We start from the raw sequence: 24633 nt of genomic DNA on the forward strand, positions 1-24633 counted from the left end.
ACCTCCTAGTTGATATGACTAAACTTCATGAAGTTACGAAAAGTAATCTTGTGGTTGCCGATAGCTTTCATGAAGAACGTTTTTTGCCCAGAGCTGAACAACGCTTTTCTCTGCTCGTCCGATAAGTCCCATGCTGCCTTCATTAAGTCAAAACCGTCCTCTGGTAGAGCATTGGGGTAAGTGACTGGAGTTCCCGAGCTATTCCCTACCCAATCACAAGGATGTTGCTTTTTGAGGATGTTTGTGAGGTCGATTTCCATACTTTGACCGCTAGCACCTTCTGCTGTATTTCTAGCAAGAACAGCGATTTGGACGTCCGCCAACGGTACATTCCCCTCTTGGTTTTTATCAGTATCCAATTCCTCTGCGATGATTTTAAAATACCATTTCTGGAATCGGTCTAGGTCTTGACTAATAGTGATAGGGAAGTAGGCTATAGGAGATACTTTTGTGCTTGTCCCAACTGTGTTTGAACTTGCGCTGTCATCTATGCCCTCACTCTCGGAAGCGCTACTACTATCTGAATTGCTGGCGCTCTCGCTCGGCTTTTCCTCTGCTTCTTTGAGAGCTTTCTCGATGATAGGGACAGCCTGTTGCGCCTTGGCGATACGCTCACCAAGTTTGTTGCCCGGAACACCTTCCCACTGCGCCAAAAAGTTTGCTGTAGCATTAGTGACGTCAGTATTGCTTGTCAGCAATCGTTTAGCTGTTTCAATTGAACTAGGAGCGTCACCTTCAAAAATAAACTTAATCTGCAAGCCTAGGTCATACCACTTAGCGCCGTTAGCCTTGGCAAAGTTGCGTAAGCGTGTATGGCGGTCGCCACCATCTCCTGTGTCTGTCCATTGCCCTAGACCAAGCCCACGGTGGACGATATTAGGATAACCCCCACTGTAGATTTGCGGACCACTCATACTAAGCCAGCTGTCATCATCCCATGAGCTGTCACTTGCACCAATAGGAGCAGGGAGATAATCTCCCTCTGCCCTTTTGGACTCCAAGTTAGACTCAATAGTGAAGCAGCCAATCATCCCTGCAATGCCATTGACCGTTGCTGTGGGCACAGATTGCTTAACCGCTTTAGCGACAATAGCTACTCTTCCCTCCCAAGTAGAGGTATTACCGCTGATAATACCTGATGTTGATGAGGTTGTAGAAGAGATTGTCCCTGCATCGTTTCTGATTTCAGCGACATAATCAATCCCTGCAAGGTCAGTAACCCCACCCCTGCGTTGCCTAGATGTTTGTATCACTCGTGATTTGGTATTTCCTACCGTTCTGACGAGCTTTCCAACTGCTGTAACCATATTCCCTCCTATTCACTTGCTTGCGTATCACGGTCACTATAGAGCGCCTTAGACAGCTCTACCTTCATTGTTAGTGCATTGCCGACCTCGTAGTTACTTGTCAGCCGTGTGATGTAAAACCAATCGTTCTCTTTCAAGAGTTTGATGTAGTAATTGCTACAATCTGACAGCTCGGTAAGGTCAACATCGGCTATAAACATCACCTTGTCACCAGCATTCAACGTCCGATTAGGGAGCGGACTTGTTGTTATGGTATAAGTGATATGCCGTCTTGAGTTCTTCATCTTACGGATAGCCTTTTTGTACATTTGATAGGTCGCTTGCAAGCGGTCATCGTCTGTTAAGGCTTCGTTGTCTTTGGCAATGGTCTGCACATCGTTATTAGTGATTGTCCCCCAATAACTCACACCACGCTCAAGAGCCAATCCCTCAACATCCGTGATATAGTACATCTCCGTCTCGTTCTCTGGGGCAAAAACTATCAGCCGTGGATAGTCCTTGTTGCGTTGTGAGTTTATCCGTGCTTCTTCGTCTTGGATAATATCAATCGGAAACTTAGGGTCTATCCAGTCTTTGTGATTCCAAAAGATGTCACGCAGTGTCAGAGTAGACGCTCCACCGTCCGACTTATCAGACAGCGCATAAGCGTGTGTCATGACTTCAGAGTAATCTTCATCAACAGAATTCATACTGATAAAGTAGTTATCCTTATCAATTAAGACCTCTTTCTTATCACCAAAGACACCTACATCAATCTGATAAGGATTGAAACGATTGATACGCCAATAAATGCTGTCAGTCAGCTCACAGATTTTGGTTAAAAACTCTAATACACTCTCATGAGAAAACTCGTACTCCACTGTCTGTTCGACAACTTCATTGCCAATCAGATTGTAGGTAAAGAGCGCCATAAGTTCATCCTTGATAACACCATCCTTCTTAACCCAGAAAGCCCACATCATGTCAAAAACATCTTTCACAGTGTTGCCTTTAGCAGTCACGTTAGACGGCAGATTGCGCTTATCGAGCCTCCCTACAATATGAGAGGTGTTGACAGATATCGTGTAGTTCGCCACATCCAATTGCTTATTGACGACATAGCCCACATAGACAAAGTCGTCTGTCCTTAGCTCAATAATAGAATTGCCACTCAAATACTTGCCATAACGTGCTGGTAGTGTAAAGGTGATAGCAGGAACTTGCATCAGCTCATAAGACACAGCAATACTTGTCAGCAAGTCATCCTCTGCAATCTCCAGTGAGGGATAGCGTTCCTCATCTCCATTGATAATCTTTGCGTACATTCAGACAGTCAACCTTTCTACATCCAAGAATAAGCACACACTCTCACTCGTAGCGCCTGCTACAGAAAAGTGGTTCATGCCGTAGTGAACCGTTGCTTTTGCCCCACAGAAATTCACATCATCAAGGCTCACTTCCTTGTAGTTATATGTGAGACATTCCCAGCTTTTAGCGGTTCGAACATTACCCTTATAATCTACCGTAACGACACCGTTGTATTCACCCTTTAGCTTAATGGTGACACCGTTAATTTCGATGACAGGGTTCTTAAAAATCCCCTCAATCGCCACAGACCACATCCCGCTATCTTTGACAGTGTCCGAGAAAAACTCTCCGACCATGACATCATTAACACAGTAAGCGCACTTATGGATAGGGTAAGTATCTTTTAAATTGCACGTATCAAGACTTAGTTTACAGTTATAGACAATACGGTATTTGCTATCGCATTCCTCAAAGAAGTCACGACAGAAAACAGCATCTGCCTGCGCTTCACAGTAATTCAGAAGACCAGCAACATCCTTACAAGACGACTCACAGCAAGCGCAGTTGTTAAGGCAGATTAAGTCTTCGTTATTGCAAAAACTATTTTGCCTCAAACAGTCCGCTTTCATGTGGGTAAAGTCGCATAAGTCCCACTCCTCTAAATAAACATGGCTTTCTTTTGCCTTGTGCCACACACCGTCTGGATTGTCAAACTCAACATTAAAGACCAAGTAGCCATCATCCGTAGCAACCCAATCCTTAGCAGACTGGATACTAGTACAGTAAGCGTTGCACCAAATAAGCTGGTAGCCTGTGTCAATCGCCCAGAGCTTGCCTCCTACCATCAACTCACGCATGATAAAGTCTCTGTGGACAGTGATATTATCAGCAGACCAGTTGTTAGTGCGCAAGCGTAACTGTAGACTAATGGAGTTACTGTCAACTAATAGTTGACGATTGCTATTCGCCACGTATGAGCCGTCACTAAAGAGCCGAGCTGTCTTCGACAAGCGAAAAGACAGCGACTCAGATTGATTTTTGACATTCTCTGTGCCTTGGAAAGATAGGTCATTGTACTGGATATAACGCCGTGGCTGGACTTTATCCTCACAACAGTAGTTTTCACTCATCAAACATACCTCATCAATCTATCTAAGCCGTCCATACCATTAAGGTATTGCGACTTGTTATCTATGTTTTGGGTCATTCTTGCATTGTTGGTGTTATAGTAATTGTGGATAATTGTGCGATTACCACCATTATTGACCGTAGTTAGTGCTCTTGCACCGTAGCGGTTCATACGATTTAGAAAAGCTGTGCCAATGCTATCAACAGCCTTTTTGCGTAGGACATACTCACCCTTGGTTAGCATAGCAGGGATAGTATCTGTGCCACGAGCCGTCCAATCGACACCACCACCGTTAGCACGATAGATAAGACCGCCATTGAACTTGTTTTTGTTCTTTTTGTTGTAGCCCTTGCCAAGGTATTTCTTAGCCAGTTTATCGTTGACAGGTGTTTTATCTATCTTAGGCATATCTTTCCCTTGAAACCAGCCGATAAACGTATCCCAAGCATTTCTGAGGTCGTCCTCGAAGTTTCTTAGTTTCTCCCAAATGCCTACAAAGAAATTTTTAATACCATTGGCGATACCACCAACGAAGCCCATTATTCCGTCCCAAGTTGTTTTGACATCTTCCCAGAACTCATCACCGACAGTTACAGAATCCTTACCCTGTCTAACAGCTTCCTCTGTTTTTTCTTGCAAATGGTTAATTTCCTTTTGCAATTCATTGACAGACTCCATATAGGCTTGCGAGAAGGTCTGACCGTTGTTGACACGCTCAACAATTTTAGCTTGCAATTCTTCGTTATAGATACCGTTTTGCTCAAGAGCTTGTTGGATAGCGGTATTTATATCGCCAGTCTCACTGTAGGCTTGTTCAAATGACTGATTAACAACCTCAAACGGCAATGCCCTAGCTTTCTCCAAAATAGGATTGAGTCTTTCGATGGTCTCTTGGGCTTTTTTAACAGACATCGTTTTTAGGTCTTTTATGCCGTTGAATGTATCGACTGCTATGCTTCCTGCTGCACCAATAATTCCGCCGACTATTGTCCCAACAGGACCAGCCACCATACTTCCTACGGTCGCCCCAGTCATACCCCAGTTCACAGCATTAGTTGAAACACCCATCCCAGTCTTTGTACTTTGAGACATGTTACTGCCTTGGATAAGAGCATTGATACCATTGACAGCCAGCGTTCCTCCTGCTGCAATACCAAAGCCTTTCAAGCCACCTTTAAAACCAGTCGCTTTAGCACCTAGCGAAGCACCTTCTGGAGCAATTCCGAGCAAGCGCTCATTTAAGAAGCTAGGAAGTTGTTTCAAATATCCCCAGCCACCTTTCACGAAGTCAAGACCAGTCAACGTCTTCTCAACACCTTTGGCTTTTAGGATGAAGTTACCTAAACCAGCCAAGCCTCGTAAGACTTTTGAACTAGCAAAACCAGCTAAAGTTGTCCACAAGATAGCTTTGGTTATGGCTGGATGTTTGTTTAAAAATTTGAGGATTGCTGATAAGAAGTTAAGAATATTTTTGAATGTCCCTAGAATATTGCGTAAACCATCCTCGACCGTGCCGTCATCACTGACAGCTTTAATCATGCTAAGAACAAATTGCGCCAGTTGCACAATAAACTCACGAATGGAAGTTATCGTCCTCTTGCCAGTATCACTAGCTAGAGCTTTACCAGCACCAACTACCAGCTCTGTGAATACCTCACCAAGACCTCTGATGAGATTTTCAATTTCAGTTCCTAGGAGGGTGATAAATTGATTAAACTCTGGAGTCTTGCTAGCGTTGATAGCTAGTTCTAGGATACCGTTGATAGTGTTAGCCAAGGTCGTCACTACACCATCCACAGCGCTCGTCACTGCTGTATTAGTCGCTAAGCCATTCAAGAACTCATAAATCTTGTTAAACATGGACACTACAACAGGAAGTGCCTGCGACTGACTAATACCCCAAATGATATTATTGAACAAGTTGAGTTTTCCTGTGAGAATATCGAGGGCACCAGCATCTACCAACTTACCTCCAAGTGTCGCAAAGGTATCAGTTAGATTGACGAATGAAGCAAGATAATCACTTCCAAAGTCCCCTAAGATACGTCCCCGCTCTGGAGTTCCCCAAGTGGAGATAGTGTTAGCAAGAGTATTCCCAGCGCTACCTACCTTTGCTGTATCGAAACCATCTAGCATACCTCTAAAGAGTGATGATGTGTTTTGCTTGAATGGCTCGCCGTAAGTGTTTCTGATGTTTTGGGTATACGCCTTGCCTCTATCAACCCATTGGTCTGTCAAAGCGCCGAAACGTCTAATAGCTCCTTCGTTATCAACAATCCATTGGGCAGTCCCCTTGATAATTTTAGTCAAGGTGTTGTATAAACCTTTGAATGCTCCGTCAGCACCCTCTGTACCAATGGCGATAAGCGAAAGATTTTCTTTTAAGTTTTGGAGGGCGTTGGTTGGAGTCTTAATAGTATTTGTCAGCGATTGCAATTCATCTGACAAACCAACTGCCTTGATTGCTTGGACGTAAGTCTCAACAGAGATTGCCCCCTCTGCTATAGCTTCTTTCAACGAGTTGTAACCACCCAAAAGGTCGTTGCTTTTCAGGTAGTCATTCATCTTTCTAGTGGCTAAAGCAGATTGCCATTGTTGAATGATTTTGACATCTTGCCACTGGAGTTTACCAGATTGTAAAGCGTCTTGGAGCTGTTTCTGAATGCCATTAAAAGCCTTATTGGGGTCTTTTGTACCTGCTGCGATACCTGCGAGTGCTTTTGTCAAACCGATGGAGTCATCAACCCCTAGCGCTTGGAAGACACCCGTCGTTGCGATAAGGTCTTTACCGTTATAAGCTGTCGCCTTACCGTAATCAATGATTTCTTTTTCATTTTTGGCGATGTCTTCTTGGCTCATTCCAAGAGCCGCCATTTGAACACCGTAGTCCGTTACAGCATCACCAAGCTCTTGTGCTTCTGATACTAAGCTAGAAAAGACACGACTACCAGTATTTTGGATAGTGTTAAAAGCATTACTGTAAGCTCTTTGGACAAATGCGCCTGTCTGTGCTAGTTGACCTTGGACGCTATTACCAAGGAAAGAGCCGATTTTAGCAGCAGGCTTTAGCGTTGTATTAAGAGACACCTTGCTCAATTTCAAATAATTCTTGAGCAGTCTGTCCCAAACGTCTGAATAAGCTAGCTTTTTAAGCGAATCTAGGATACTCCCACTTGCCGAACGAACTTCTTTCTCATTCTTTTGTAGATTCTTTACGAATTTATTGAGACCAGAGGTATTGCTTGAAAAGTTGCTGTAGGACAACAGACGTTCCTGAGCTTTCCTAAGAGCTTTATCGCTGGTGTCAATATAGCCATTATTGGTGGTTGATAAAGTATAACCAGCAGTCGCCTTTATAGGGACTTTTAACTTTTTAGCTCTCACTAAAGCGATAGCACTAGTGATGTCATTGTTAATCTTATCCGCTATCTCATTAGCGACACCGCCTTTGACAACAAACCCGTCTACAAAACTATCGTAGGCTTTATCACCTAGCTTCCAGAGCTTCTTGGTGAGTTTCTTTTGGGATTTCTCAACCCTTTTGCCAAGAGTTTCAGCAACATCTTCAAGTTGCTTACCGATAGAGCCGTATTGTTTCACAAGGTCATCACTCACCAACCCCTTTGGTATTGATTTAGAACTTGTTGCGACTACTTTGCTAATGCTAGAAATGGATGATTTTACGGTACTCTCTAACCCTTTTATCTGTCTTTCAGCTCTACTAGTATTGATACCCACATCAATAGAAAAAGATGAGTTTTTACCCCCATCTTTTTTCAAATCTTTGATGTTTTTATTTAGATATTTGATGAGGGCAGCAGAATTATTAAGGGATTTTTGTAAGTCCTCGACATCTTTCTTACCTGTTATTTTGACCCCAATTGTGCGAATAGACATGCTTACCCTCCGTTATTCTAAAAGTCTTCCATGTTACGGCGAATTTCGTAGAAGTTACCATCATCATCACGAGAAACGACAAAGGTCAATGAAAGTGTAATCTCACCATCAACACCAAACTCACGAGAATTTTCAGTAATGAGAACGTTGTTAAAGACAAGGTATTCTTCGATACCACGAGTATTAACCACTTTCTGAATGACACGGAATTTAGTTGATTTCAAGCGTTTTTCATTGGCTACAATCAACTCAACATCACGCTCTGCGTTATAAGTGACAAGCAAGTCTTTGCCGATGTAGTATTTATCAACCAAGACGCCACCACGCTCTGTTGCATAGTGCGCTTGTGACAAGACGATAAACTCATCGAGTTCTAGGTTAGACCCCGGTGTCAATGGCACATTGGACATGATAGAGCATGAGCAAGTGTCGCCACTGATAAAGATAGAGTTACAATCTTCGTAGTAGAGGTCTTCTAGGTGCAAGTAGCCGTATTCTTTGCCATCAATAGTCTTAGACACGACTGTGAACTGGTCTGTCACAGGGATACCACTTGTCATCTTCTTGGACATGGATTGTAGCGGATTTAACCACCAGTCGTTGCATGATGTCGTTGTTGCTGTGATTTCTTTTGAGATTTCAATAGACGATGGGTCATATTGACGTCCAAAGCATGTCGCATCCGTAGCATCCACAGTCACATTGTGGGTAAAGGATGTCAAACATGAAAGCAAGACGTTGGTGAATTTACGCAATTCAGAACGGTCTGCAATGATATAGAGTGAGGACAATCCTAGTTGTGTTGTCGCTTTCTCTGTATCGGTGTTTTCAATCACCACATTAAAGACAATCCCCTCTTGCCCCGGTTTCCAACCAGTACCGATTTGGGTAATGATTGTACTGTCCGCAAGGTCAATCACTCGCAAGTGTTCCCCAGCAGTGTGAGCTGTGAATGATTGCGTATAGACGTAAGCATCCTTTTGAGCGATGTCATTGTAGTCTGAGATAGTGACTTTCAGCGTATAGTTACCTGCCTTAGTCAAGTTGAGATACATTGCATAGAAACCAAGGGCGAAGTTCTCAGCACGAGAGCGAATGCGGTATTTTGCGCCAACTTTACCCTCTGTTGGCGTTGCCCAGAGTGTTCCAGTATTCAAACACTTGATAGGTCCGCAGTTAAGCTGGTCTTCCGGGACATCTTTTGATTGGTAGTAATGCCCAGTCCCTGCGGTCAACTCAATGTACTTGCTTGTTTTTTGGCGCACACAAGGACGGATTTCCTCGTTGACAGCAACGATGATGTTATCGTCTTTTGATTGTGCGTTGTAACCGTACAGAGGATGGGTCATATCAACATAACAATTTGTCATCTTGTCTCCTTTTCTTATTTAGCCTTATCATCATCCGCTTTAGTAGCTTTTTTCTTAGCTTGGGATGCTGCCTTAGCTTCTTCTTGAGCTTGTGCTACCATGTGCTCACGGACACGAGTCATTGCTTGCATCTCAAGACGGTTATTATGTTGTTGAGCAATTTCGTTGCGAGTATAGAAGAATTGCTCGAGGTCTAATGGTTTTTCTACCATTTTATTATCTCCTTTTAAAATTATAGGGCATACAGATATATTGAGAGAGCGTCACAGGAAAAGCGAACATCTCCACTTCATCCGTTACCTCATTATCAAAATCTTGCAAGTCTCCGATGTCAGTGATTGCGATTGAAATAGGCAAGTACCAATCCTCAATCGCTGCGACATCTTGAGCAAAGGTTATAGATTTAAGACCGCTTCTGAAACTTCTAACACGGTGGACAAGCGCTCTTGTTATGGCACAATAGACGCCATCACGATACTCTAGTTTCCCCTCGGGTGTATTTTCGATACACACACGACCAGCAGGCGGCGATACCGTTGAGTAATAGACCGCAAAGCTAATTACATACCGTTGAAAACAGCCATTGGCGGATGTTTCTGGATTGACATCCATAGCTAGAAATGGGAATGCGACACCGTGGTTGATTTGGAAGTGTTCGGACGTGCCAAAGTGCTCATTGAACTGCACATCGAAGTTTTCATAGCGCTTGTAGGGGTCTGTCTCATCCAAATTAACAGGTTGGATAATATAGTCCAAAACCTCGTAACCAAAAGATTGCAGGTACTTCTTAAAGTTAATAAAAATTTCGCTAGCACTCATTTCCGTAACCTCTTAGGAATTTTTACCCTCATGCCTCCTTGGTTAACAAAGGCTTGCAATTTACCGTTATCCAGCCCCTTGTCATCAGAACTACCTGCGCCGTTACGCTTGACACCTTTGTATTTAGCTCTCCACTCACCGCTATCACCCACACTGTAGCGAGGGCTACGAGCGATTTGCTCCGCTGCCGCCTCAATATAAGGAAACGGGTCCCAATTAGGATAGCCTTCCTTGGCGTACTGATAGGCGTAGTAATCTTCTTCTTTGCTCAGGTAGCGCAATAGACTTGGAGAAGCATAGATAGTAAAGCCATCTTTTTCATCTCTGATAACCGTAGAACGTTGCAAGCTACCACTTTGCACAGACACAATCGCTCTAGCTTCCATAGCGGTAGTTTTGACATAGTCCGCATAATCTTCTAGGAGCTCTTTGCCTTTAATGTCAGATAAATGAACTTTTTTATTCTTCGTGGTCATGCGTTATCACCCCTTGTAATTGATGGATGAACGGTTGACACTCTAAGAGCAATTGTTTTTCCTCACGTCCAGTCATGTTCTGACCGACAAGGAGAATTTCAAAACAGCCCGGCATGAACTCCATCGCCCTTGAGTCAATGACCTTCCAAAAACGATAGCCTACTTCACCATCACAGCCATAGTAATTACACTTAGTGGCAATACGTTGGATAATGTAGTAACCGTTAAAGATATTGAAATCACAACCATGCGGCTGATTGTAGGCGCTGAAAAAGAATTTTTCACGATGGTTATTGACTTCTAGTCCATGTGTCGTGGTCGTAGACGTCTTTCCTGTACCGTTGCCCTCTGGATAGTGGTCGATACAGTAGAAATGCTCGACCTCTTCCCAGATACACTTGAAAATCTGTCTACTGTTCTCATCAAACATAGGCTTTTCACCGCCTTGTCTGATAAGGACGATTTCTCTATTGGTCTGTGGTAGTGGCATCGCTCACCTCTTCAAATTGGTGTTTTTCCGTGCCGTCCTTATCTACGTAGGTCTTGCGCAAAAGATAGCGACCGATGAGCTCATCAACGTTCAGTGTTTCACCGACACGCCAATGCAAGAACCTTGTGCCGTCAAAAATCTTAGTCTCGGTCTTATAGACCTCCTTGCCACCAGTCGTGCGACCAGTGCCACATTTAGAGCACCCGCTGTAGCTTCTGACTTCACGAGCATACTCACCATTATATTTTATAAGCATATCTTTTTCCTTCCGATAGCAACATCCCATCTAGGGTCATACTCCCTCTCGCACAAACTAAGCATGCTAAGGGTTTGAAATGCCCATTTGTAGATAAGTTTCATGTAAATGCGGTTAATGTCACCGTCATCTACTTCCCATTCCCTCACAAAGCTGTCTACTTGTTTCTTTTTGAGAGTAGAACCAACAGCTAGTCTGTCCATCATCATACAGTCATTGAGACTGCCACAGTCATTCTGATAAGCGATAAAGACATTCATGAAATGACATAGGCTCTCGATGACACATTTTGGTATAGTCTCTGCTGTGTATCCTGCTTCATAGACAGCAACGAGCTTATAGGTGGTCTTACAAGCGCAAGCACACTGTTGTTTACAACAAGGCTTGACGTATTGTGACATATCCACAATGAAAGTTTCTTCTACCCAATCCCAGTTGTACAAGCTAGAGTCAAGCTCTATAATCTCACGCTCTAAGCCTTGGCGAACATGTAGATAGAGCCTCATAGTCGCAGGGTCAAAGCCCTTGTGATAATAAGGCTTCAACTCAAAGATAGCCTTGCAATTGCAGACCTCATAATCGCCAAGCTCTATCACCTCTTGTCGCTCTGTCTTGAGAATAGTGGCACAATCCTTATCTACCCAACAAAAGAGACGGGCAAGGACATTAAAGAACGTGCCCATGTATTGTTGGACGAGTACGCCATCATCACAGTTAAAACACGGACAATGCTCTGAAAATACCTCTGAGAATTTCAAAAGCTCTACTGTTGTATCATCAGCCATCGCCTGTCCTCCTTACTAGGTTGTTGGGATAGTCGCCATAGGGTATGGGCTGTGACTAGTCAACAAGTTTTGGATACGTGTAAATACTGTCGCTGGGCAAGTTGCATCGAGCGGCACATTGGCTACCAAGATATGAGAGATAGGAGAGTTTGTCACAACAGCTCCAAAGTTTTCATACTTAGTGCAGAGGACTTCACATCCTGCCACGTTAGGGTCTTCCTCACGACGGTTGTAGACAGAAGATTGTGGCACAAACAAATCATACTGTGTCACAGCCTCCACCTTGTTAAGGTCAATGATATAAAGCTCACCAGTCATTGTTTTTTCAAGGTCGTAGGGAATCCAGCGTGATGCGTAGAATGGAATGCCACGGAAAGAAATAGAGTTTCCATCTTTAGACCAACCTTCTGGGTAGTTACCGTCACGGTCTTTTTGGATAGCGGCTTTAATACCATTGATGGTCAATTTATGACCGAAAATGGCATAGTTAGCGCTATCGTCATCAAGAACGCTGATAAAGCAGTCCACTTGACGGAAAGCTCCGATAACAGAACCGCCAGCATCAATTGGCGTTACTGCTGGGCTAGACATCATTTCAGCTACACCAGCAAACGGACGCAATCCTTGACCTGAGTAGTTGAGCATGCCTTGGACGATATGGCGCTCTACGATGTAGGCAAAAATATACCAAGCCATAAAGTCACGAGCCTGTGAATAAGACCAGCCAAGCTGTTGAAAACGATTGATAAGGTCGCCTTGTTTGAAGTGGATTTTATCTTCCATCAAGTAGTCAAGGCGTGAACGGCAATCTTTGTAACAAAGGTAGCGCACTGGTGTAGCGTGACCTGTCACTTCAAAAGTAAACTCTGATGTAAAGCAGCAAGAGTCGCCGTTGTCGTCAGAAAAATCTGGCATCACCATACCCCAGTTAAGACCTTCGATGATAAAATCGCCATTAGCAGCCTTTTTGAGGACGCCTTTGCTCATGCTCTCAAAACGCTTCATGATTTTCTCAACGAGTGGGTCTTGGTAGTTGATTTCACCTAGAGAAGGTGTCGCCTTAGACCAGTCACGAGAAATCCCAAATGGGATACCATTTTCAGCCAAAGACTCTTGGTTGAGCTGTTCCAGCTTATTAACAGTCTCATCCATTGTCGCTGACAAGGTTTCAAGAGACTCGTTAATCATCAAATCCATGCTTTGCATTACCATGTATTAGACCTCCCAAATAGATTTTCGACCAAAGATATTGACTTCTTTGTCATCAGATAGCTTTTCAGAAGCTGTTTTAGGTTCTTCTACTGTGGCATTAAACTTTTCGAGCAGACCATTAAGGCGGTCGAACTGTGTCTTTTGCGCTGCAGAAAATTCTTCTGAAACTTCTTTTTTAACCTTGTAGCTAGCCAATTCTTCTTCGAGTTTTTGGATTTTGATATTTTGCGCTTCAATCACTTCGTTCGCTTTTTCCAAAATAGCAACTGTAAGGTCTTCTGTTTCTGTTTTTTCAGAAGTGGCTTGCTCATCCTCTTTGACTTCTGTTTCAGCTTCTGCTTCTACAGTTTCCTCTGCCACTTCCTTTTCGCCTACATCAGTAGACTGTAATTGCTCATCCTCTTTGGGTTTGCCAGTTAAGGATGCCAGCATACTATCGAGAATTGAATTTTTACTCACTTTTATCTCCTTATCTTCTGTTTTCAAGAGAATGGATGGACTGTAGCCACCGCTCTTAGCATTTCCGGGGTTTCCGACAAGTGAAAATCCTTTAATGTGAAGGCTGTCTGTGATAGGAAAGTCCTCTGTGCCACCTTTTGAGAGATTATAGGCTGCTAACTTAGCATACTCTGCCAGCTCATCGTCTTTAATCTCTTTAGGGGCAAACTGAAATTCAGACGAAATCGCAAAGGGTTCGTTTTGTAGAATAATGTCACGGACATTACTCATCTTGGTGTTGACATGTGGCTTAACCAATAGGTCAGCTCTGCCGTTTTCATCAACAACCACTTTCAAATCCTCTTTGCGATAGTAACCCTCACGTACAGGATAAGCATTTAAATCTCTGTGACCTGTCGAGATATACCCCTCATAGTCATCTCCAATGCTGTCATAGAATTTCTGCAGTGTTCCTTTAGTAATATAGAGACGTATCGTGTCATTACTAAACAACACTGCCCCCTCAGATAGCAAGGTCATATAACCTTCCTCTTGACTAGGAGCGCTCATTTTCAGCATGACAGTATTATTATTCGCTTCTTGAGAGAGATTGATGGTGTTGTCGAGTTCAGCCTTGGCTTCAACTCGACCCACTCGCTCCATCTCAATAGATTGTGCAATTTTAGAGAGTATTTCCATTAGTCAATCACCTCAAATAGATGATATTCTAACTTGCGCACCCGCTTATTGCCGCATGAGGGACAGTAAGCGTAACTGTAATCAACACCGTCACGCTTTAAGCCTGCCTCGTTTTGTGGACTATAAGGCAATTGCTCAACTTGCAGTTTCAAGCTATCAATAAGCACTTGGTCGCTTGTTTCATACCATCCACCGTCTTCTGCTTTACCACTAGGATAAAACTCAAAGAGTTTGCGTTGGGAGACGGCTACGTTACCATTGGTGTAGTTCACACGAGCTACAATATCACGCTTTAAAAAGCGTTGGATACGAAATTTAGCCATCTACTCGCTCTCCTCAGTCTTTTTGGTCGTGCGTTTTCTAGTTGTCTTAGGCTTAGCGTCTGTTTTTTCTGTCTTATCGCTAGTTTCAGACGTCACAGCCTTGGCAACCTCATCCCCTAGTGGTGTTGGTTCTTCGACAACCCAACCAAATTGCTTGGCACGAACCTCTTTGAGATATTCATCGTAGGTTTGTTGTGTTCCTAACATAGCTACTCCTTACGCTTTTGTAACTTTTACAACACCGTTTGAGACAGCAGTTGTAACACCTTCCTCATTACCGATATAGGTAATTGGGTAGCCGTAGCAATCTACTTCTGTTTCTTTCAAAGTCACTTCATCAGTGCTAAAGCTAATAGCGTAGTGTTCGCCACAGCAGAATGTATAACCTTCAAGTTTACCTGTTTCTTGGTTCTTGAAATGCACCATGTCAATTCCAGCAGAACGCTTCTCAATCGCTTTGATTTGCGCTAAGATGTCCTCTGCTTGCGGGGTCTTGAATGTAAATTCTTTTCCGCCAAGGGTAACTTCCAAGGTCATGATTTTACGTTTAATCTTTTTTGCCATGTGCGTATTCCTTTCCGTCAAAATATAGCTTCATCATAATAAAAAGCGACACCACATTAAAGGTGTCGCTTAATTTTGACTTTCTACTATTTGATAGCTTCCGCTATATTTTGGGCTATTCTTTCAATGACAGGAACAGTAACACTATTCCCTGCCTGCTTATATAACCTAGTCTCACTAAAATTGTAATTCTTTAATAACCTTATCTGAGCCATAGTTGAGCTTGTACTGGTTGATGACGTCCATGACTTCCTCCATAGAGTCAATGTCAAGGCTAGATGTGAACTCTGACAAGAACTCTTTTTCAGAGATGATACGCACTTCCTTGACCTCAATAGCCTTGGTATTGCCTTTTTTCTTACCAACGACATAAGCGGTAACAGTCTCTTTACCGAGTTTACCCGTCTTTTGCTTGAGCAGTGCCTCTTGGTCGATGACAAAAACATACACTTGCTGTTCCTTGTCGTTTTCTGGGTCAGTCCATGTATCCACCTTCACTCGATTATCAAAGACGATAGAGAGGTTAGCTGCATAAGCTGTACGTGGTGTGCGTAGCATGTTGCCATTAACCCCAAAGGTCGGGACTTTTTCAGCTAAGTTCATCACACCACCTTGCTTCAAGATACCAGCGTCAAGGTCTGTCAGCTCTGCGTACTCTCGAACGCCATAAACAGGCTTTGCCCCACGCTCATAAGCTGGTTTAATCTCTTTTCGCTTGGTGTCAATCATCTCTAAAACGTCATTCATGTAATCTGTCATGTCATTACCCTTTCTTGTACATTGCTTGTAGTGGATTATTTACTTTACTCTTCTCGAGACGTTCTCTTTGCCGTTCTGGGGTGTTGATGTCAAACTCAAAAGGTTTTGGCTCACCCCAGTCTTTGACAAACTTAGCTCTTGCTTCATCATCCAAAGAGATGTAGTTATTGTAGTTCTCAAACGCCTTGTCATTGGCTAGTTTGGCGTAGAGGACACTCAAATCCCCATAGCGCATTTGTTTGTAGCAATAGTCAAACGACCAGCCATAGTGCTTAGAGATAGCCAGCGCATACTCTACGCCCTCAGACAAGCCAATAGGGAGAGCTTCCTGCATAGCTAAGCCGATATACTCTTCCCTTGGCTCGCCGATGAGACCACACTCACGTCCCCAGAAATAAGCAATATGGTATCTAATCCATTTGAAAAAACTCTGGATTATTGTTGATAATCTGACCCACTACATTTAGTAAGTTAATCGTGTAGAGGTTACCTTTTTCGTGTTCATCAATACCAAGAACAGTCGAAGCAACCAACCAACAAGCATCTTCAAAACGCTCGCTACCGATTTCACTGACAAAAGCGATAGCTTCATCATCACTAGGTAGTTCTACCTTACCATCCTTGATGAATTTGGACATAGTCTGTACCAACAGGAGTGATGAGGACTGCATTTTCAATACCATGTTGGCAGAAATGCCGTCTGATTTAAAGCGTTTCGTCACCAATCGGTAAGGCTTGCCATCAACTTTTGGATACTCACTGTAGCGTTCATCGCTCAATGGATACCAGAAATCAAGCGTGTAAATGTCGCCGCCTTTTGTCATCGCCTTTTTAGGGTCGCCATTAACCTGTTTTTCATGCTCTGTCACGATAGCAACTGGAGTGTCGTCTGTCGTCGCTGCTTGCACCGCTTGTTTAATACTCACTACAGACTCCTGCATTTCTTTTTCTTCGATAATTTCAGCCATAAGGTCCTCCATTAGATAATCATATTCTTAGCCAAGTAAGCCTCGGCAAGGTCAGGTTTTAATTGCAATAAGCGCTCATAAACATCTAGGATGGTATTGTCATTTGAGTAGTTATAGTCCTTGGTGAACTCATAACTAGCAAAGGTTACTTCTTCACTGATACCAGAAGCGTGTTTAATCACATCTGAGCACTGATTGATAAAGTAGGTCCGCATAGGGATGATGACATTTTTCATCGCATTGTCAATGATACTATACGTCCCAATATTAGACACCGTCTTGTTTAAATCAAACAAACGAGCAGGGACACCAAACATCTGACATAAAATCGCTGGGACATACTGTGACAGGTAGTTTGTGAAATCCACAATCTTGGTGTCACGCTCAAGCTGTTTCAATTCTCCAAAACGTCCACTAAGAGCGATAACATCGTTATTTTCCGTCTCCTTGAGCTGTTCTGCGATGTCTTTAAGCTCTTTAGCTATCTTATCATCACGATTTTTCTTAGCTGTACGACCAACGTCCAAAAGCTCACCGCCAGCAGGGATAACACCCTCTCCAGCGCCTTCTTCTAACTCGTCAATCAAGCTGTCTTTTGTCTGAATAACAATTGTCCCTACACCATTGCGCTCAATGTCGTAATTCATCCTATCAATAATATTATAAATCAGACGGATGCGTTTTCGGTCTTTTAGAAGCGGACTTGTTCCAAAAATTTTACCTGTATCCAGTCGCACGCATGAAAATTCCTTGTCACTCACCACTAAATAGTCTTTTTCAAACTGCTTAGGGTCAGCTAGAATACGTTTTAAATTCTCGATACTAAGAGGTGAGGTGGTTTCACCATTACCGTACACAGGGTCGCCGTGATAGCCGTTAGCAAGACCCGTACGGCGAATGACATAGGTAAGTGTCTGTTTCAAGACAGGGATATCAGGATTGTCAATGGTTACCGCTAGGATGTTCAAGGGGTGCACCCCAACAATGCCACCTTGGGTCGCTAGAAGACCGTAGTAGCCATATTTACGATAACCTTTTGCCACCTCACGTAGGACATCAATCTGACGTTGCCCATTGTAATTCTTAGAAATCAGCCAATCATCGAGCTTCTCTTTATCCTTTTGAGCACCACCCTCTTTACCAGTTGTTAATTCATTGGTAAACATGTAATTGACAATGCTATCTAAGATATAGTCTACGTCTGGTAGGTCATTCGCCATCTTTTCAATGCACATCAAACTATCAAAGTCCAGTGGCGACTCTCGAAAGCCGTTGTTGCGATAAAAAAGCTGTTTATCTTTATCTAAGCCGAATGCTTGTGCCATTCTATCATGACCGCACTCGGTATTTCCGCAAATATCACAAGCGTTCATCTACTCCTCCAAGTAATATAATTCTACACAATGCAGAGCCAACATGACACTATCCAATTCATCGGGAGAGTGTTTGAGCAGGCGTTTAATTTCTGCTTTAGGTCTTATTTTAACCTTTCGTTCATGTTCTTTCTGCACCTCACTTACATAGGACATCTCACGACTGATAGCGTCCCACACTTTGCGAGTAAAGGATACCCTCTGCGCTTCCATCATCCCACGAAGCATAAGGTGTAGTTCAGCACGCTTATTAAAGGCATATTCCGCACTAGGGTCTTTTGCTAACAACTTGACCTCTGATGGCTTACCACCAAAATCAACATCAAATACAGGACAAGAAAGCCGTCCAGAGAGTCTAGCCATCTTCAAAGGTTGGACGATATGAGCACCTCCCCCAGAGTCAATGGCAATGGCTTTAACACGAAACCTATCTGCAAGAGTGATAATCTTATCCACAATCTCACGAGCTGTCACACCGTCTATCCATTCCTTAGGTTTGATGTCCGTAGTGTCTATGGCTGTGAGGTGATTTTTCTTATCTAAGCAAGACAGAGTTACTTGAATGCTGTCCGCACCTTTATAGGCACTGTCGATACCAAGGTAGAACTCTAAATCACCTTGCTTGATGTCAAACTCATCTAGGATGTCAGGAGCAGCGTCGAAGAATTTACTGCGCTCTGTTGGGAATTCGCACAAAAGGTTCTCACGGATACTATCTTCTGTCGCAGCAAAGTCTAGCTTCATCACTTCTTCTTTGGTGTATTTGAGAGAGCCCTCCTCAAGAGCTGTCACCACATCTAACCACATAACGAACTCATCATCCGCTAGGTCATCTTTTATCATGCGGTCGTAGAACTCATTTAGTGAGCGTGGGTTAGAAATCAGATACAAAATCAACTTCTCACCAGTATCACTTTCAAACTCACGCCGACCCATGTGTGTTAAGGCTGTGGATGAAATATCAGACGCTTCATCCCCAAACATATTTCCACCACGACCAATGACGTGGATTTTAGAGGGGTCTGTGTAGTTACCACCAGCAGAAAGCCCTTCAAGTAGTCCGCCATTGTTAAAAGAGAAACCCTCGGTACTAAAAGAACTCAACCCACGCTTCAAACGTTTTTGCACTGCTGGTAAATCTTCCTCAGCAGATAGCTTTTCTTGAATATCTGGGTGGGCATTCACCAAAATCTGTCGTGCGTGGTTAATGATGATGGTTGAATACTCTTGAGTAGAACCAACGGCATAGCATTTCTCACCTTCATAAGCAAAGTTAACCGACATGACCCCACACAGAAAAGATTTCCCATAACGTGGAGTAGCAATACAATAGCCTGTCTTATATTTTCCGCTTAAGAAAGCACCAAACTGCACTGCTTGACTCCACCATAACTCAATCCCAAAACGGGACAGAGCTGTGGTGTAGCCCAACTTATAGTATTCTAACTCTTTAGTTCTTCCCTCACGCTCACGGATAGTATTGCGCTTAAAATGACGTGGGACCCAGCCTTTAACAGCCTTTTGGAGATGTTCTTGTGGGGTCAATGTATCAAGGAGTATCTTTAGCTTCTCACGGTTTGATAATAACTTCCTCTGCGTCGTAAGTGACCCAGCATCGGCAGTTTGGGTGGGCATAAGTTATTTGACCTCCTGTATAATCTAAACCGAAAAAATCATCGGTTATCTCATCAAGAAATGCTTCATCCACACGAACACGAGTACCATCCATAGCGAGACAAACATCGCAGGTCTTGCCGTCATGGTGACAATGCCACGTCTTATAGAGCACTACCTCTGCTTGTTTATTCTCTGTTATCTCTTTGAGGTACTGACTAGCCACTTCCTCCACCAACAATCCAGCATGTAAAGAAGCCTTTTCTTGTGCCATGTGGACCTCTGATGTGGCAAACCGTAGCATGATGTACATAGAGGCTGCCATGAACTCCTCCTTGAGAGTTTTATTATCAGAGTTAGAAACATCTCTCTTAAGCTCACGAGCGCCCTCTAGGAGCTTTTTGAAGTTAGCCAATATAATTGTACCCAGACGGTCTTTCTCGTCCTCTACGAAGCTACTAGAGCTTATTTGAGACGTTATAGCGTTAATCATTCCTTCGTCATACATGACATCAGTCTGCTGCAAGATAGAAAGCACCTCATCCGCAGACGATGAAACATACACTGCACTCAAGAGCTCAATAATTTGTTCTTTCCACTCTTCATCCACTTCATCATCATCAAAAATAGCAGATAGATAGGCACTCAACCGTGAGACTAGCTCATCAAAGAAACGTTGAAATTCTTCCTCAAATCTATTGCTCATTCGCTATCTCCGTCTCCATCTCACTAAAGATTGAATTGACCTTATCAAATGTAAAACTCTCCAACTCTTCAATGCTATTGTGGTTCTGATTGATGTTGAGTGTTTTCTGCGTAGGACGTCCCTCAATACGATTAGCCCACTTCTCACGCTCATCGCTGTCCTCAAGCGCTGCTAAGGTCTGCTTTAGAGCGTTTATCTTAGCGATTGTACCAGCAGGCAAGAGCGAAAACTTATCTTCACCATAGTTGTATATAGCGTCACGGTCGATAGGCTCTAATCCCCACAACATCTTTAAAGCCTCTAAATCTGGCACAGATAATTCAGACAGAGCCTTCATGTTGTCAGAGTAGGTCTTAGCCTTTGCTAATTCCTCGAACATAGCTAATCCTCCTTCTACAAAGTCTTATTACCGTCAGTATAGCTAGTTTGAGAGCACAAAAAAACGACCCGCTTAATTTGTCAATGTCATTAAGTTAGCTAACCTATCACGTTTTGTGGTAGGTTAGTTTTTTTATGTTACACTAGAAATAAAAGGGGAAAATCATGCTAGACCAGATTAAAGCTCATTTACTTGATAGTATTAACGACATCGTTTCCACCGCAAACCAGTTTGTGCTTCATCCTGAAAAAGATTTTAGTCGGAAAAGTCAGCTAACGATGAAAACCATGATTCAAGCTATACTGACCATGGGTGGTAATACCTTAGCCAAAGAGCTACTTGATTTAGATTTGCCAGTCACTCAATCTGCCTTTGTCCAACGACGATATCGAATCAAACATCAAGCTTTTAAAACCCTGTTTGCCAATATTACTTCTAAAATTCCAACTTCTAAAGATCTCCCTATCCTAGCTGTTGATGGTAGTGATGTGGTTCTACCAAGAAATCGTTCTGATAAAACAACCTCGTTCCAAACTGGACCACACCACACTCCTTACAATCTCATTCATATCAATGCTCTCTACAATCTTGAACAAGAGATTTACCATGACCTACGAATTCAGGATAATCGGGAGGTTGATGAGCGTGCGGCTTTCATCGACATGATGGAGAGTTGTCCCTTTTGAACAAGCTCTGGTGATAATGGATAGGGGGTATGAATCCTACGATGTCATGGCGCATTGCCAGGAGAAAAATTGGTCGTATATTATTCGTATTCGCGATGGAAATAATTCTATGAAAAAGGGGTTTCATCTCCCTGATACTCCTTGTTTTGATGAGGCATTTGACCTAAACATCTGTCGCAAACAAACCAATGACATGAAACACCTGTATCGGAACTTCCCTAATCAGTATCATTTTTTACCTCATAATGCCTCCTTTGACTTTCTGCCATGTTCTAGTCGAAAAAGTGATCCAATCAGTTTTTATGGTCTTCATTTTCGGATGGTGCACCTCGAAATCAAGCCAGGTTTCTTTGAAACTTTGGTGACAAACACCGATTATTCTCCAGAAAAATTAAAAGATCTCTATGCCTACAGATGGGGTATAGAGACCAGTTTTCGTGACCTAAAATATAGTATCGGTCTGACTCATTTTCACGCGAAAAAGAAGGAAGGGATTCTCCAAGAAATCTATGCTCGCTTTATCAACTTTAATGTTTGTAAATGGCTAACCTCACACGTCACCATTAAAACACCAAAGTTAAAACAGACTTATAAAATTTGTTTTTCAGACGCTGTTTATGCCTGTCGAAAATTTCTTAGAGAAGAACTTACTTCCTTCCAATTAGAAACCTACATTGCTAAGCATTTATCCATTATTCGACCCAATCGAACCTTCCAAAGAAAGATAAAAAGCAAGGTACCTGTAAGCTTCACTTATAGAGTAACATAATAGTTGAAAAATTGGGTTAAAAAACTTCCTTTTTGTGCGCCCTAAATACAAAAACTATTCCCGTCTTGTCATCAATTGCTCGGACGGGAATAGTTTCTTTAGCTGCTTAAATACTTAACTTAATGACATTGGCTTAATTTGTAGGTCATCTTTTTTTATATTAAGCCCATGAACGGATTTGAACCGATGATTAAGCTTTTGCAGAGCTCTGCCTTACCACTTGGCTACATGGGCATTAGCATTACCATTCCCTAAAGACATCAGCGTATGAACAGCCGTAGTAATTAACGAGCTTAGCTAAGGTTGTCACTCTGACATCACTCTTGCCAGTCTCGATGCTTGATAAAGTCGGATAGGATATTCCAGTCGCTTCTGCTACTGCTTTCAATGTCTCCTTATTTGCTTTACGGATACGTCTTAGATTACGTCCTAAGGTAGTTAATATCATATTTTAGCCTTTATTTGATATTTTGGGAAAAAATTGTGTTGGTGAATTGGGGAAAAGGGCGACGACCAATCTGCGCCAATTTTTTAATCGGGCTTACTCTTTTGTCTGTCTGCTTATTCGCTTTATCTTTCCGAAAAATTACTATTTTTCAGACACTTAAAACAATCGATACACGCATACAAATCGCATTATATCAACGCTTTTCACGTATTCAACACAATCATTCACGCATTACACTACACGCATATTATACTATTATATTATACGTCTGCATATATACGCACGATTATACACCACACAGCACACACGCCACACGCTTTTTTATATCATTATAAAATTATTAAACGTCTAATAATTATCTAATCATATTCATAAGCAAAAAATAGAAAGACGAATCAATCCCCCACACCCTCTAATAACCCTTTAATTTATCACAAAATTACATATACATTCAATCACGACACGCCCGGCTATATTTCACCTTATCACTTTTGTATAATCTAAATCGCTTTATCAAAACGTGAAACGCTTTGTAAATCGTTTACGATTATACAAAAGCGATTGAAAATTATCAAGACTTTAGCTTTTTTGTATCTATTTGTTATAATGAAAATCAGTAATCTGACGTGACTATTAACACGCTTAAAAAATTGTTTAATTCCGCATAAAATAAGGCTTTTTATAGTCTAAATCCATTGACATTATAGGCTTAATTTGATATAATATATAATGTAAGTTGGTTAATAGCTTACAAGGGATTTCACTACCTTTTAAAATCAAATTGAAAGGGGGGTGATTGTCTTGGATAGTCGCCGAAAGCGTCTTGAAAAGACAAAACAAAAAGAGCAAGAAAAGCGCAATATTATTTTATATTATATCAGCGTGATTGGCTTTCTGATTGATATAATTAAAATGATATTAGAAACGCTATTCTAGCTCTAAAGTATCAGTAAGCAAGTTAGTTATAATAGCTTGCCTGCTGATTTTGATTTTATATGAAAAGGGGAAAAAAGTCAATGAAAAACTTTGTTAAAACGCATTTGGTTGAAATTGCTATTGTTGTTATGGGGCTTGATTGCATTATATCGCTTATAACAATTATTATAAAACTGACTAAACTATTTTAAGTAAAAAAGGGCTTTTCTACTTCTTTGTCAAAAGTGGTCTAAACCCGCATAAAATCAAGGAAAATAAGCCAAAAAAAATTAAAAAAATTGCTTAAAAAGGCTTGACAAAAGCCCTAAAAAGTTATATAATATAAACATAAAGATAGGTGATAAACCAAAATAAAAAAGGTTTATCACCTATCTGACTAAAAAAACTAAATAGAAAGAGACAATAAAAAAACTATGTTGCGTGACGATCGCCAAACAGTAACGCAACATAGCCCCGAACCCTTTAAAGTCAAAAAGACTTTTTGGGTGATATGTCTGTAAACTTGTAAAGCGCTATGGCTTTATTAGCTTACTTTTTGATTGTATCAAGTTTTGGGGTTATTGTCAAGGGAATATGAATATGAATGACGTCAAAGTTATCAAAGTCGATCACGTTAATGAAATGTTTTGGGAGCTATCAACATCCGACGCATTAGAACAAATCTTTTTCAACGGCTACGATTGTGACCCTATACAAACAAAAGACTTTAACGTATCTTACACAACTTTCATGGATGACAACACTCATATCAGTTTTGAGGCTTACAAGCTTGGTTATATTGAAAAATATTACGAACGCTTGCAAGAGCTAGACGCTTGTTTTTACGAAAACAACACGCATTATTAAACAATTATTGTTAATGTCGCAACCGTGAGAACTGAAAAAACATTTATGCTATCGCTTTTGGGGCTTTTGCCCCTTGCCTTATCAGCAAAAACTTAAA

25 protein-coding genes, 1 tRNA gene and 1 pseudogene are annotated in these 24633 nt (G+C 42.0%); 2 read left to right on the top strand and 25 right to left on the bottom strand.

Annotated features, from left to right (window positions below):
- Positions 1-5 precede the first annotated feature (5 nt).
- The 23 genes from G5B60_RS07450 to G5B60_RS07560 all read right to left on the bottom strand — a co-directional run bounded on the left by G5B60_RS07450 (position 6) and on the right by G5B60_RS07560 (position 20851).
- Positions 6-1307, bottom strand: coding sequence for a phage tail tip lysozyme (locus tag G5B60_RS07450; RefSeq protein WP_164683447.1), 1302 nt, complete (start codon positions 1305-1307; stop codon positions 6-8).
- A gap of 8 nt (positions 1308-1315) precedes the next feature.
- Positions 1316-2611, bottom strand: coding sequence for a hypothetical protein (locus tag G5B60_RS07455; RefSeq protein ID WP_164683448.1), 1296 nt, complete (start codon positions 2609-2611; stop codon positions 1316-1318).
- Complete coding sequence (locus G5B60_RS07460; protein WP_164683449.1) at positions 2612-3724, bottom strand: hypothetical protein; 1113 nt, start codon at positions 3722-3724, stop codon at positions 2612-2614. It lies immediately after the preceding gene.
- Positions 3724-7620 carry a tape measure protein gene (locus G5B60_RS07465; protein WP_164683450.1) on the bottom strand — a complete coding sequence of 1299 codons (3897 nt, stop codon included), beginning with the start codon at positions 7618-7620 and terminating at the stop codon, positions 3724-3726. The genes G5B60_RS07460 and G5B60_RS07465 overlap by 1 nt, the downstream gene beginning before the upstream one ends.
- Before the next feature lie 17 nt (positions 7621-7637).
- Positions 7638-8990: a hypothetical protein gene (locus tag G5B60_RS07470; protein ID WP_164683451.1), complete on the bottom strand. Its 1353-nt coding sequence runs from the start codon at positions 8988-8990 to the stop codon at positions 7638-7640.
- 14 nt (positions 8991-9004) lie between these two features.
- Entirely contained in the window at positions 9005-9202 is a 198-nt protein-coding gene (locus G5B60_RS07475) for a hypothetical protein (protein WP_164683452.1), read from the bottom strand.
- Positions 9203-9206: 4 nt separating this feature from the next.
- Positions 9207-9809, bottom strand: a complete 603-nt coding sequence (locus tag G5B60_RS07480; RefSeq protein ID WP_164683453.1) for a hypothetical protein — start codon at positions 9807-9809, stop codon at positions 9207-9209.
- On the bottom strand, positions 9806-10285 hold the full coding sequence (locus G5B60_RS07485; RefSeq protein WP_164683454.1) for a hypothetical protein: 480 nt from the start codon (positions 10283-10285) through the stop codon (positions 9806-9808). The genes G5B60_RS07480 and G5B60_RS07485 overlap by 4 nt, the downstream gene beginning before the upstream one ends.
- Positions 10269-10775, bottom strand: coding sequence for a hypothetical protein (locus G5B60_RS07490; RefSeq protein WP_164683455.1), 507 nt, complete (start codon positions 10773-10775; stop codon positions 10269-10271). Before G5B60_RS07490 ends, G5B60_RS07485 begins: the two co-directional genes overlap by 17 nt.
- The gene (locus G5B60_RS07495) at positions 10753-11031 is read right to left on the bottom strand and encodes a hypothetical protein (protein WP_164683456.1); all 279 of its coding nucleotides are present in this window, start codon (positions 11029-11031) and stop codon (positions 10753-10755) included. Before G5B60_RS07495 ends, G5B60_RS07490 begins: the two co-directional genes overlap by 23 nt.
- Positions 11022-11816: a hypothetical protein gene (locus tag G5B60_RS07500; protein ID WP_164683457.1), complete on the bottom strand. Its 795-nt coding sequence runs from the start codon at positions 11814-11816 to the stop codon at positions 11022-11024. Before G5B60_RS07500 ends, G5B60_RS07495 begins: the two co-directional genes overlap by 10 nt.
- 15 nt (positions 11817-11831) lie before the next feature.
- Complete coding sequence (locus tag G5B60_RS07505; RefSeq protein WP_164683458.1) at positions 11832-13028, bottom strand: hypothetical protein; 1197 nt, start codon at positions 13026-13028, stop codon at positions 11832-11834.
- A 3-nt stretch (positions 13029-13031) separates the two neighbouring features.
- On the bottom strand, positions 13032-14165 hold the full coding sequence (locus G5B60_RS07510; RefSeq protein WP_164683459.1) for a hypothetical protein: 1134 nt from the start codon (positions 14163-14165) through the stop codon (positions 13032-13034).
- Positions 14165-14488, bottom strand: coding sequence for a hypothetical protein (locus G5B60_RS07515; RefSeq protein WP_164683460.1), 324 nt, complete (start codon positions 14486-14488; stop codon positions 14165-14167). The genes G5B60_RS07510 and G5B60_RS07515 overlap by 1 nt, the downstream gene beginning before the upstream one ends.
- Positions 14489-14695: a hypothetical protein gene (locus tag G5B60_RS07520; RefSeq protein ID WP_164683461.1), complete on the bottom strand. Its 207-nt coding sequence runs from the start codon at positions 14693-14695 to the stop codon at positions 14489-14491. It lies immediately after the preceding gene.
- 9 nt (positions 14696-14704) lie between these two features.
- The gene (locus tag G5B60_RS07525) at positions 14705-15052 is read right to left on the bottom strand and encodes a hypothetical protein (protein ID WP_164683462.1); all 348 of its coding nucleotides are present in this window, start codon (positions 15050-15052) and stop codon (positions 14705-14707) included.
- A 177-nt stretch (positions 15053-15229) separates the two neighbouring features.
- Positions 15230-15811 (bottom strand): hypothetical protein, encoded by a 582-nt coding sequence (locus G5B60_RS07530; protein WP_164683463.1) that lies wholly within the window; start codon positions 15809-15811, stop codon positions 15230-15232.
- Between the two features lie 4 nt (positions 15812-15815).
- On the bottom strand, positions 15816-16145 hold the full coding sequence (locus G5B60_RS07535) for a hypothetical protein (RefSeq protein ID WP_164683464.1): 330 nt from the start codon (positions 16143-16145) through the stop codon (positions 15816-15818).
- Positions 16146-16221: 76 nt separating this feature from the next.
- Entirely contained in the window at positions 16222-16779 is a 558-nt protein-coding gene (locus G5B60_RS07540) for a hypothetical protein (RefSeq protein WP_164683465.1), read from the bottom strand.
- An 11-nt stretch (positions 16780-16790) separates the two neighbouring features.
- Positions 16791-18152: a hypothetical protein gene (locus G5B60_RS07545; protein ID WP_164683466.1), complete on the bottom strand. Its 1362-nt coding sequence runs from the start codon at positions 18150-18152 to the stop codon at positions 16791-16793.
- Complete coding sequence (locus G5B60_RS07550) at positions 18153-19787, bottom strand: DUF1104 domain-containing protein (RefSeq protein WP_164683467.1); 1635 nt, start codon at positions 19785-19787, stop codon at positions 18153-18155.
- On the bottom strand, positions 19723-20472 hold the full coding sequence (locus G5B60_RS07555; protein WP_164683468.1) for a phage minor head protein: 750 nt from the start codon (positions 20470-20472) through the stop codon (positions 19723-19725). The genes G5B60_RS07550 and G5B60_RS07555 overlap by 65 nt, the downstream gene beginning before the upstream one ends.
- Entirely contained in the window at positions 20462-20851 is a 390-nt protein-coding gene (locus tag G5B60_RS07560) for a hypothetical protein (protein WP_164683469.1), read from the bottom strand. Before G5B60_RS07560 ends, G5B60_RS07555 begins: the two co-directional genes overlap by 11 nt.
- 164 nt (positions 20852-21015) lie before the next feature.
- Between G5B60_RS07560 and G5B60_RS07565 the strand changes: the two are divergent.
- Positions 21016-22306, top strand: a pseudogene (locus G5B60_RS07565) (IS4 family transposase).
- A gap of 163 nt (positions 22307-22469) precedes the next feature.
- Here the strand turns inward: G5B60_RS07565 and G5B60_RS07570 are convergent.
- A tRNA-Cys gene (locus tag G5B60_RS07570) sits at positions 22470-22540 on the bottom strand.
- A gap of 7 nt (positions 22541-22547) precedes the next feature.
- Entirely contained in the window at positions 22548-22754 is a 207-nt protein-coding gene (locus G5B60_RS07575; protein WP_164683470.1) for a helix-turn-helix domain-containing protein, read from the bottom strand.
- A 1515-nt stretch (positions 22755-24269) separates the two neighbouring features.
- Between G5B60_RS07575 and G5B60_RS07580 the strand changes: the two genes are divergently transcribed.
- Complete coding sequence (locus G5B60_RS07580; protein ID WP_164683471.1) at positions 24270-24536, top strand: hypothetical protein; 267 nt, start codon at positions 24270-24272, stop codon at positions 24534-24536.
- The last annotated feature ends 97 nt before the right edge of the window (positions 24537-24633 follow it).

This window comes from Streptococcus hyointestinalis, assembly GCF_011039275.1.
In the GTDB taxonomy this organism is placed as follows: Bacteria; Bacillota; Bacilli; order Lactobacillales; family Streptococcaceae; genus Streptococcus; species Streptococcus hyointestinalis_A.

Coding starts and splice junctions, on each gene's coding strand:
- G5B60_RS07450 (WP_164683447.1), bottom strand. CDS start 1,307: ATGGTTACAGCAGTTGGAAAGCTCGTCAGAACGGTAGGAAATACCAAA.
- G5B60_RS07455 (WP_164683448.1), bottom strand. CDS start 2,611: ATGTACGCAAAGATTATCAATGGAGATGAGGAACGCTATCCCTCACTG.
- G5B60_RS07460 (WP_164683449.1), bottom strand. CDS start 3,724: ATGAGTGAAAACTACTGTTGTGAGGATAAAGTCCAGCCACGGCGTTAT.
- G5B60_RS07465 (WP_164683450.1), bottom strand. CDS start 7,620: ATGTCTATTCGCACAATTGGGGTCAAAATAACAGGTAAGAAAGATGTC.
- G5B60_RS07470 (WP_164683451.1), bottom strand. CDS start 8,990: ATGACAAATTGTTATGTTGATATGACCCATCCTCTGTACGGTTACAAC.
- G5B60_RS07475 (WP_164683452.1), bottom strand. CDS start 9,202: ATGGTAGAAAAACCATTAGACCTCGAGCAATTCTTCTATACTCGCAAC.
- G5B60_RS07480 (WP_164683453.1), bottom strand. CDS start 9,809: ATGAGTGCTAGCGAAATTTTTATTAACTTTAAGAAGTACCTGCAATCT.
- G5B60_RS07485 (WP_164683454.1), bottom strand. CDS start 10,285: ATGACCACGAAGAATAAAAAAGTTCATTTATCTGACATTAAAGGCAAA.
- G5B60_RS07490 (WP_164683455.1), bottom strand. CDS start 10,775: ATGCCACTACCACAGACCAATAGAGAAATCGTCCTTATCAGACAAGGC.
- G5B60_RS07495 (WP_164683456.1), bottom strand. CDS start 11,031: ATGCTTATAAAATATAATGGTGAGTATGCTCGTGAAGTCAGAAGCTAC.
- G5B60_RS07500 (WP_164683457.1), bottom strand. CDS start 11,816: ATGGCTGATGATACAACAGTAGAGCTTTTGAAATTCTCAGAGGTATTT.
- G5B60_RS07505 (WP_164683458.1), bottom strand. CDS start 13,028: ATGGTAATGCAAAGCATGGATTTGATGATTAACGAGTCTCTTGAAACC.
- G5B60_RS07510 (WP_164683459.1), bottom strand. CDS start 14,165: ATGGAAATACTCTCTAAAATTGCACAATCTATTGAGATGGAGCGAGTG.
- G5B60_RS07515 (WP_164683460.1), bottom strand. CDS start 14,488: ATGGCTAAATTTCGTATCCAACGCTTTTTAAAGCGTGATATTGTAGCT.
- G5B60_RS07520 (WP_164683461.1), bottom strand. CDS start 14,695: ATGTTAGGAACACAACAAACCTACGATGAATATCTCAAAGAGGTTCGT.
- G5B60_RS07525 (WP_164683462.1), bottom strand. CDS start 15,052: ATGGCAAAAAAGATTAAACGTAAAATCATGACCTTGGAAGTTACCCTT.
- G5B60_RS07530 (WP_164683463.1), bottom strand. CDS start 15,811: ATGACAGATTACATGAATGACGTTTTAGAGATGATTGACACCAAGCGA.
- G5B60_RS07535 (WP_164683464.1), bottom strand. CDS start 16,145: ATGCAGGAAGCTCTCCCTATTGGCTTGTCTGAGGGCGTAGAGTATGCG.
- G5B60_RS07540 (WP_164683465.1), bottom strand. CDS start 16,779: ATGGCTGAAATTATCGAAGAAAAAGAAATGCAGGAGTCTGTAGTGAGT.
- G5B60_RS07545 (WP_164683466.1), bottom strand. CDS start 18,152: ATGAACGCTTGTGATATTTGCGGAAATACCGAGTGCGGTCATGATAGA.
- G5B60_RS07550 (WP_164683467.1), bottom strand. CDS start 19,787: ATGCCCACCCAAACTGCCGATGCTGGGTCACTTACGACGCAGAGGAAG.
- G5B60_RS07555 (WP_164683468.1), bottom strand. CDS start 20,472: ATGAGCAATAGATTTGAGGAAGAATTTCAACGTTTCTTTGATGAGCTA.
- G5B60_RS07560 (WP_164683469.1), bottom strand. CDS start 20,851: ATGTTCGAGGAATTAGCAAAGGCTAAGACCTACTCTGACAACATGAAG.
- G5B60_RS07575 (WP_164683470.1), bottom strand. CDS start 22,754: ATGATATTAACTACCTTAGGACGTAATCTAAGACGTATCCGTAAAGCA.
- G5B60_RS07580 (WP_164683471.1), top strand. CDS start 24,270: ATGAATGACGTCAAAGTTATCAAAGTCGATCACGTTAATGAAATGTTT.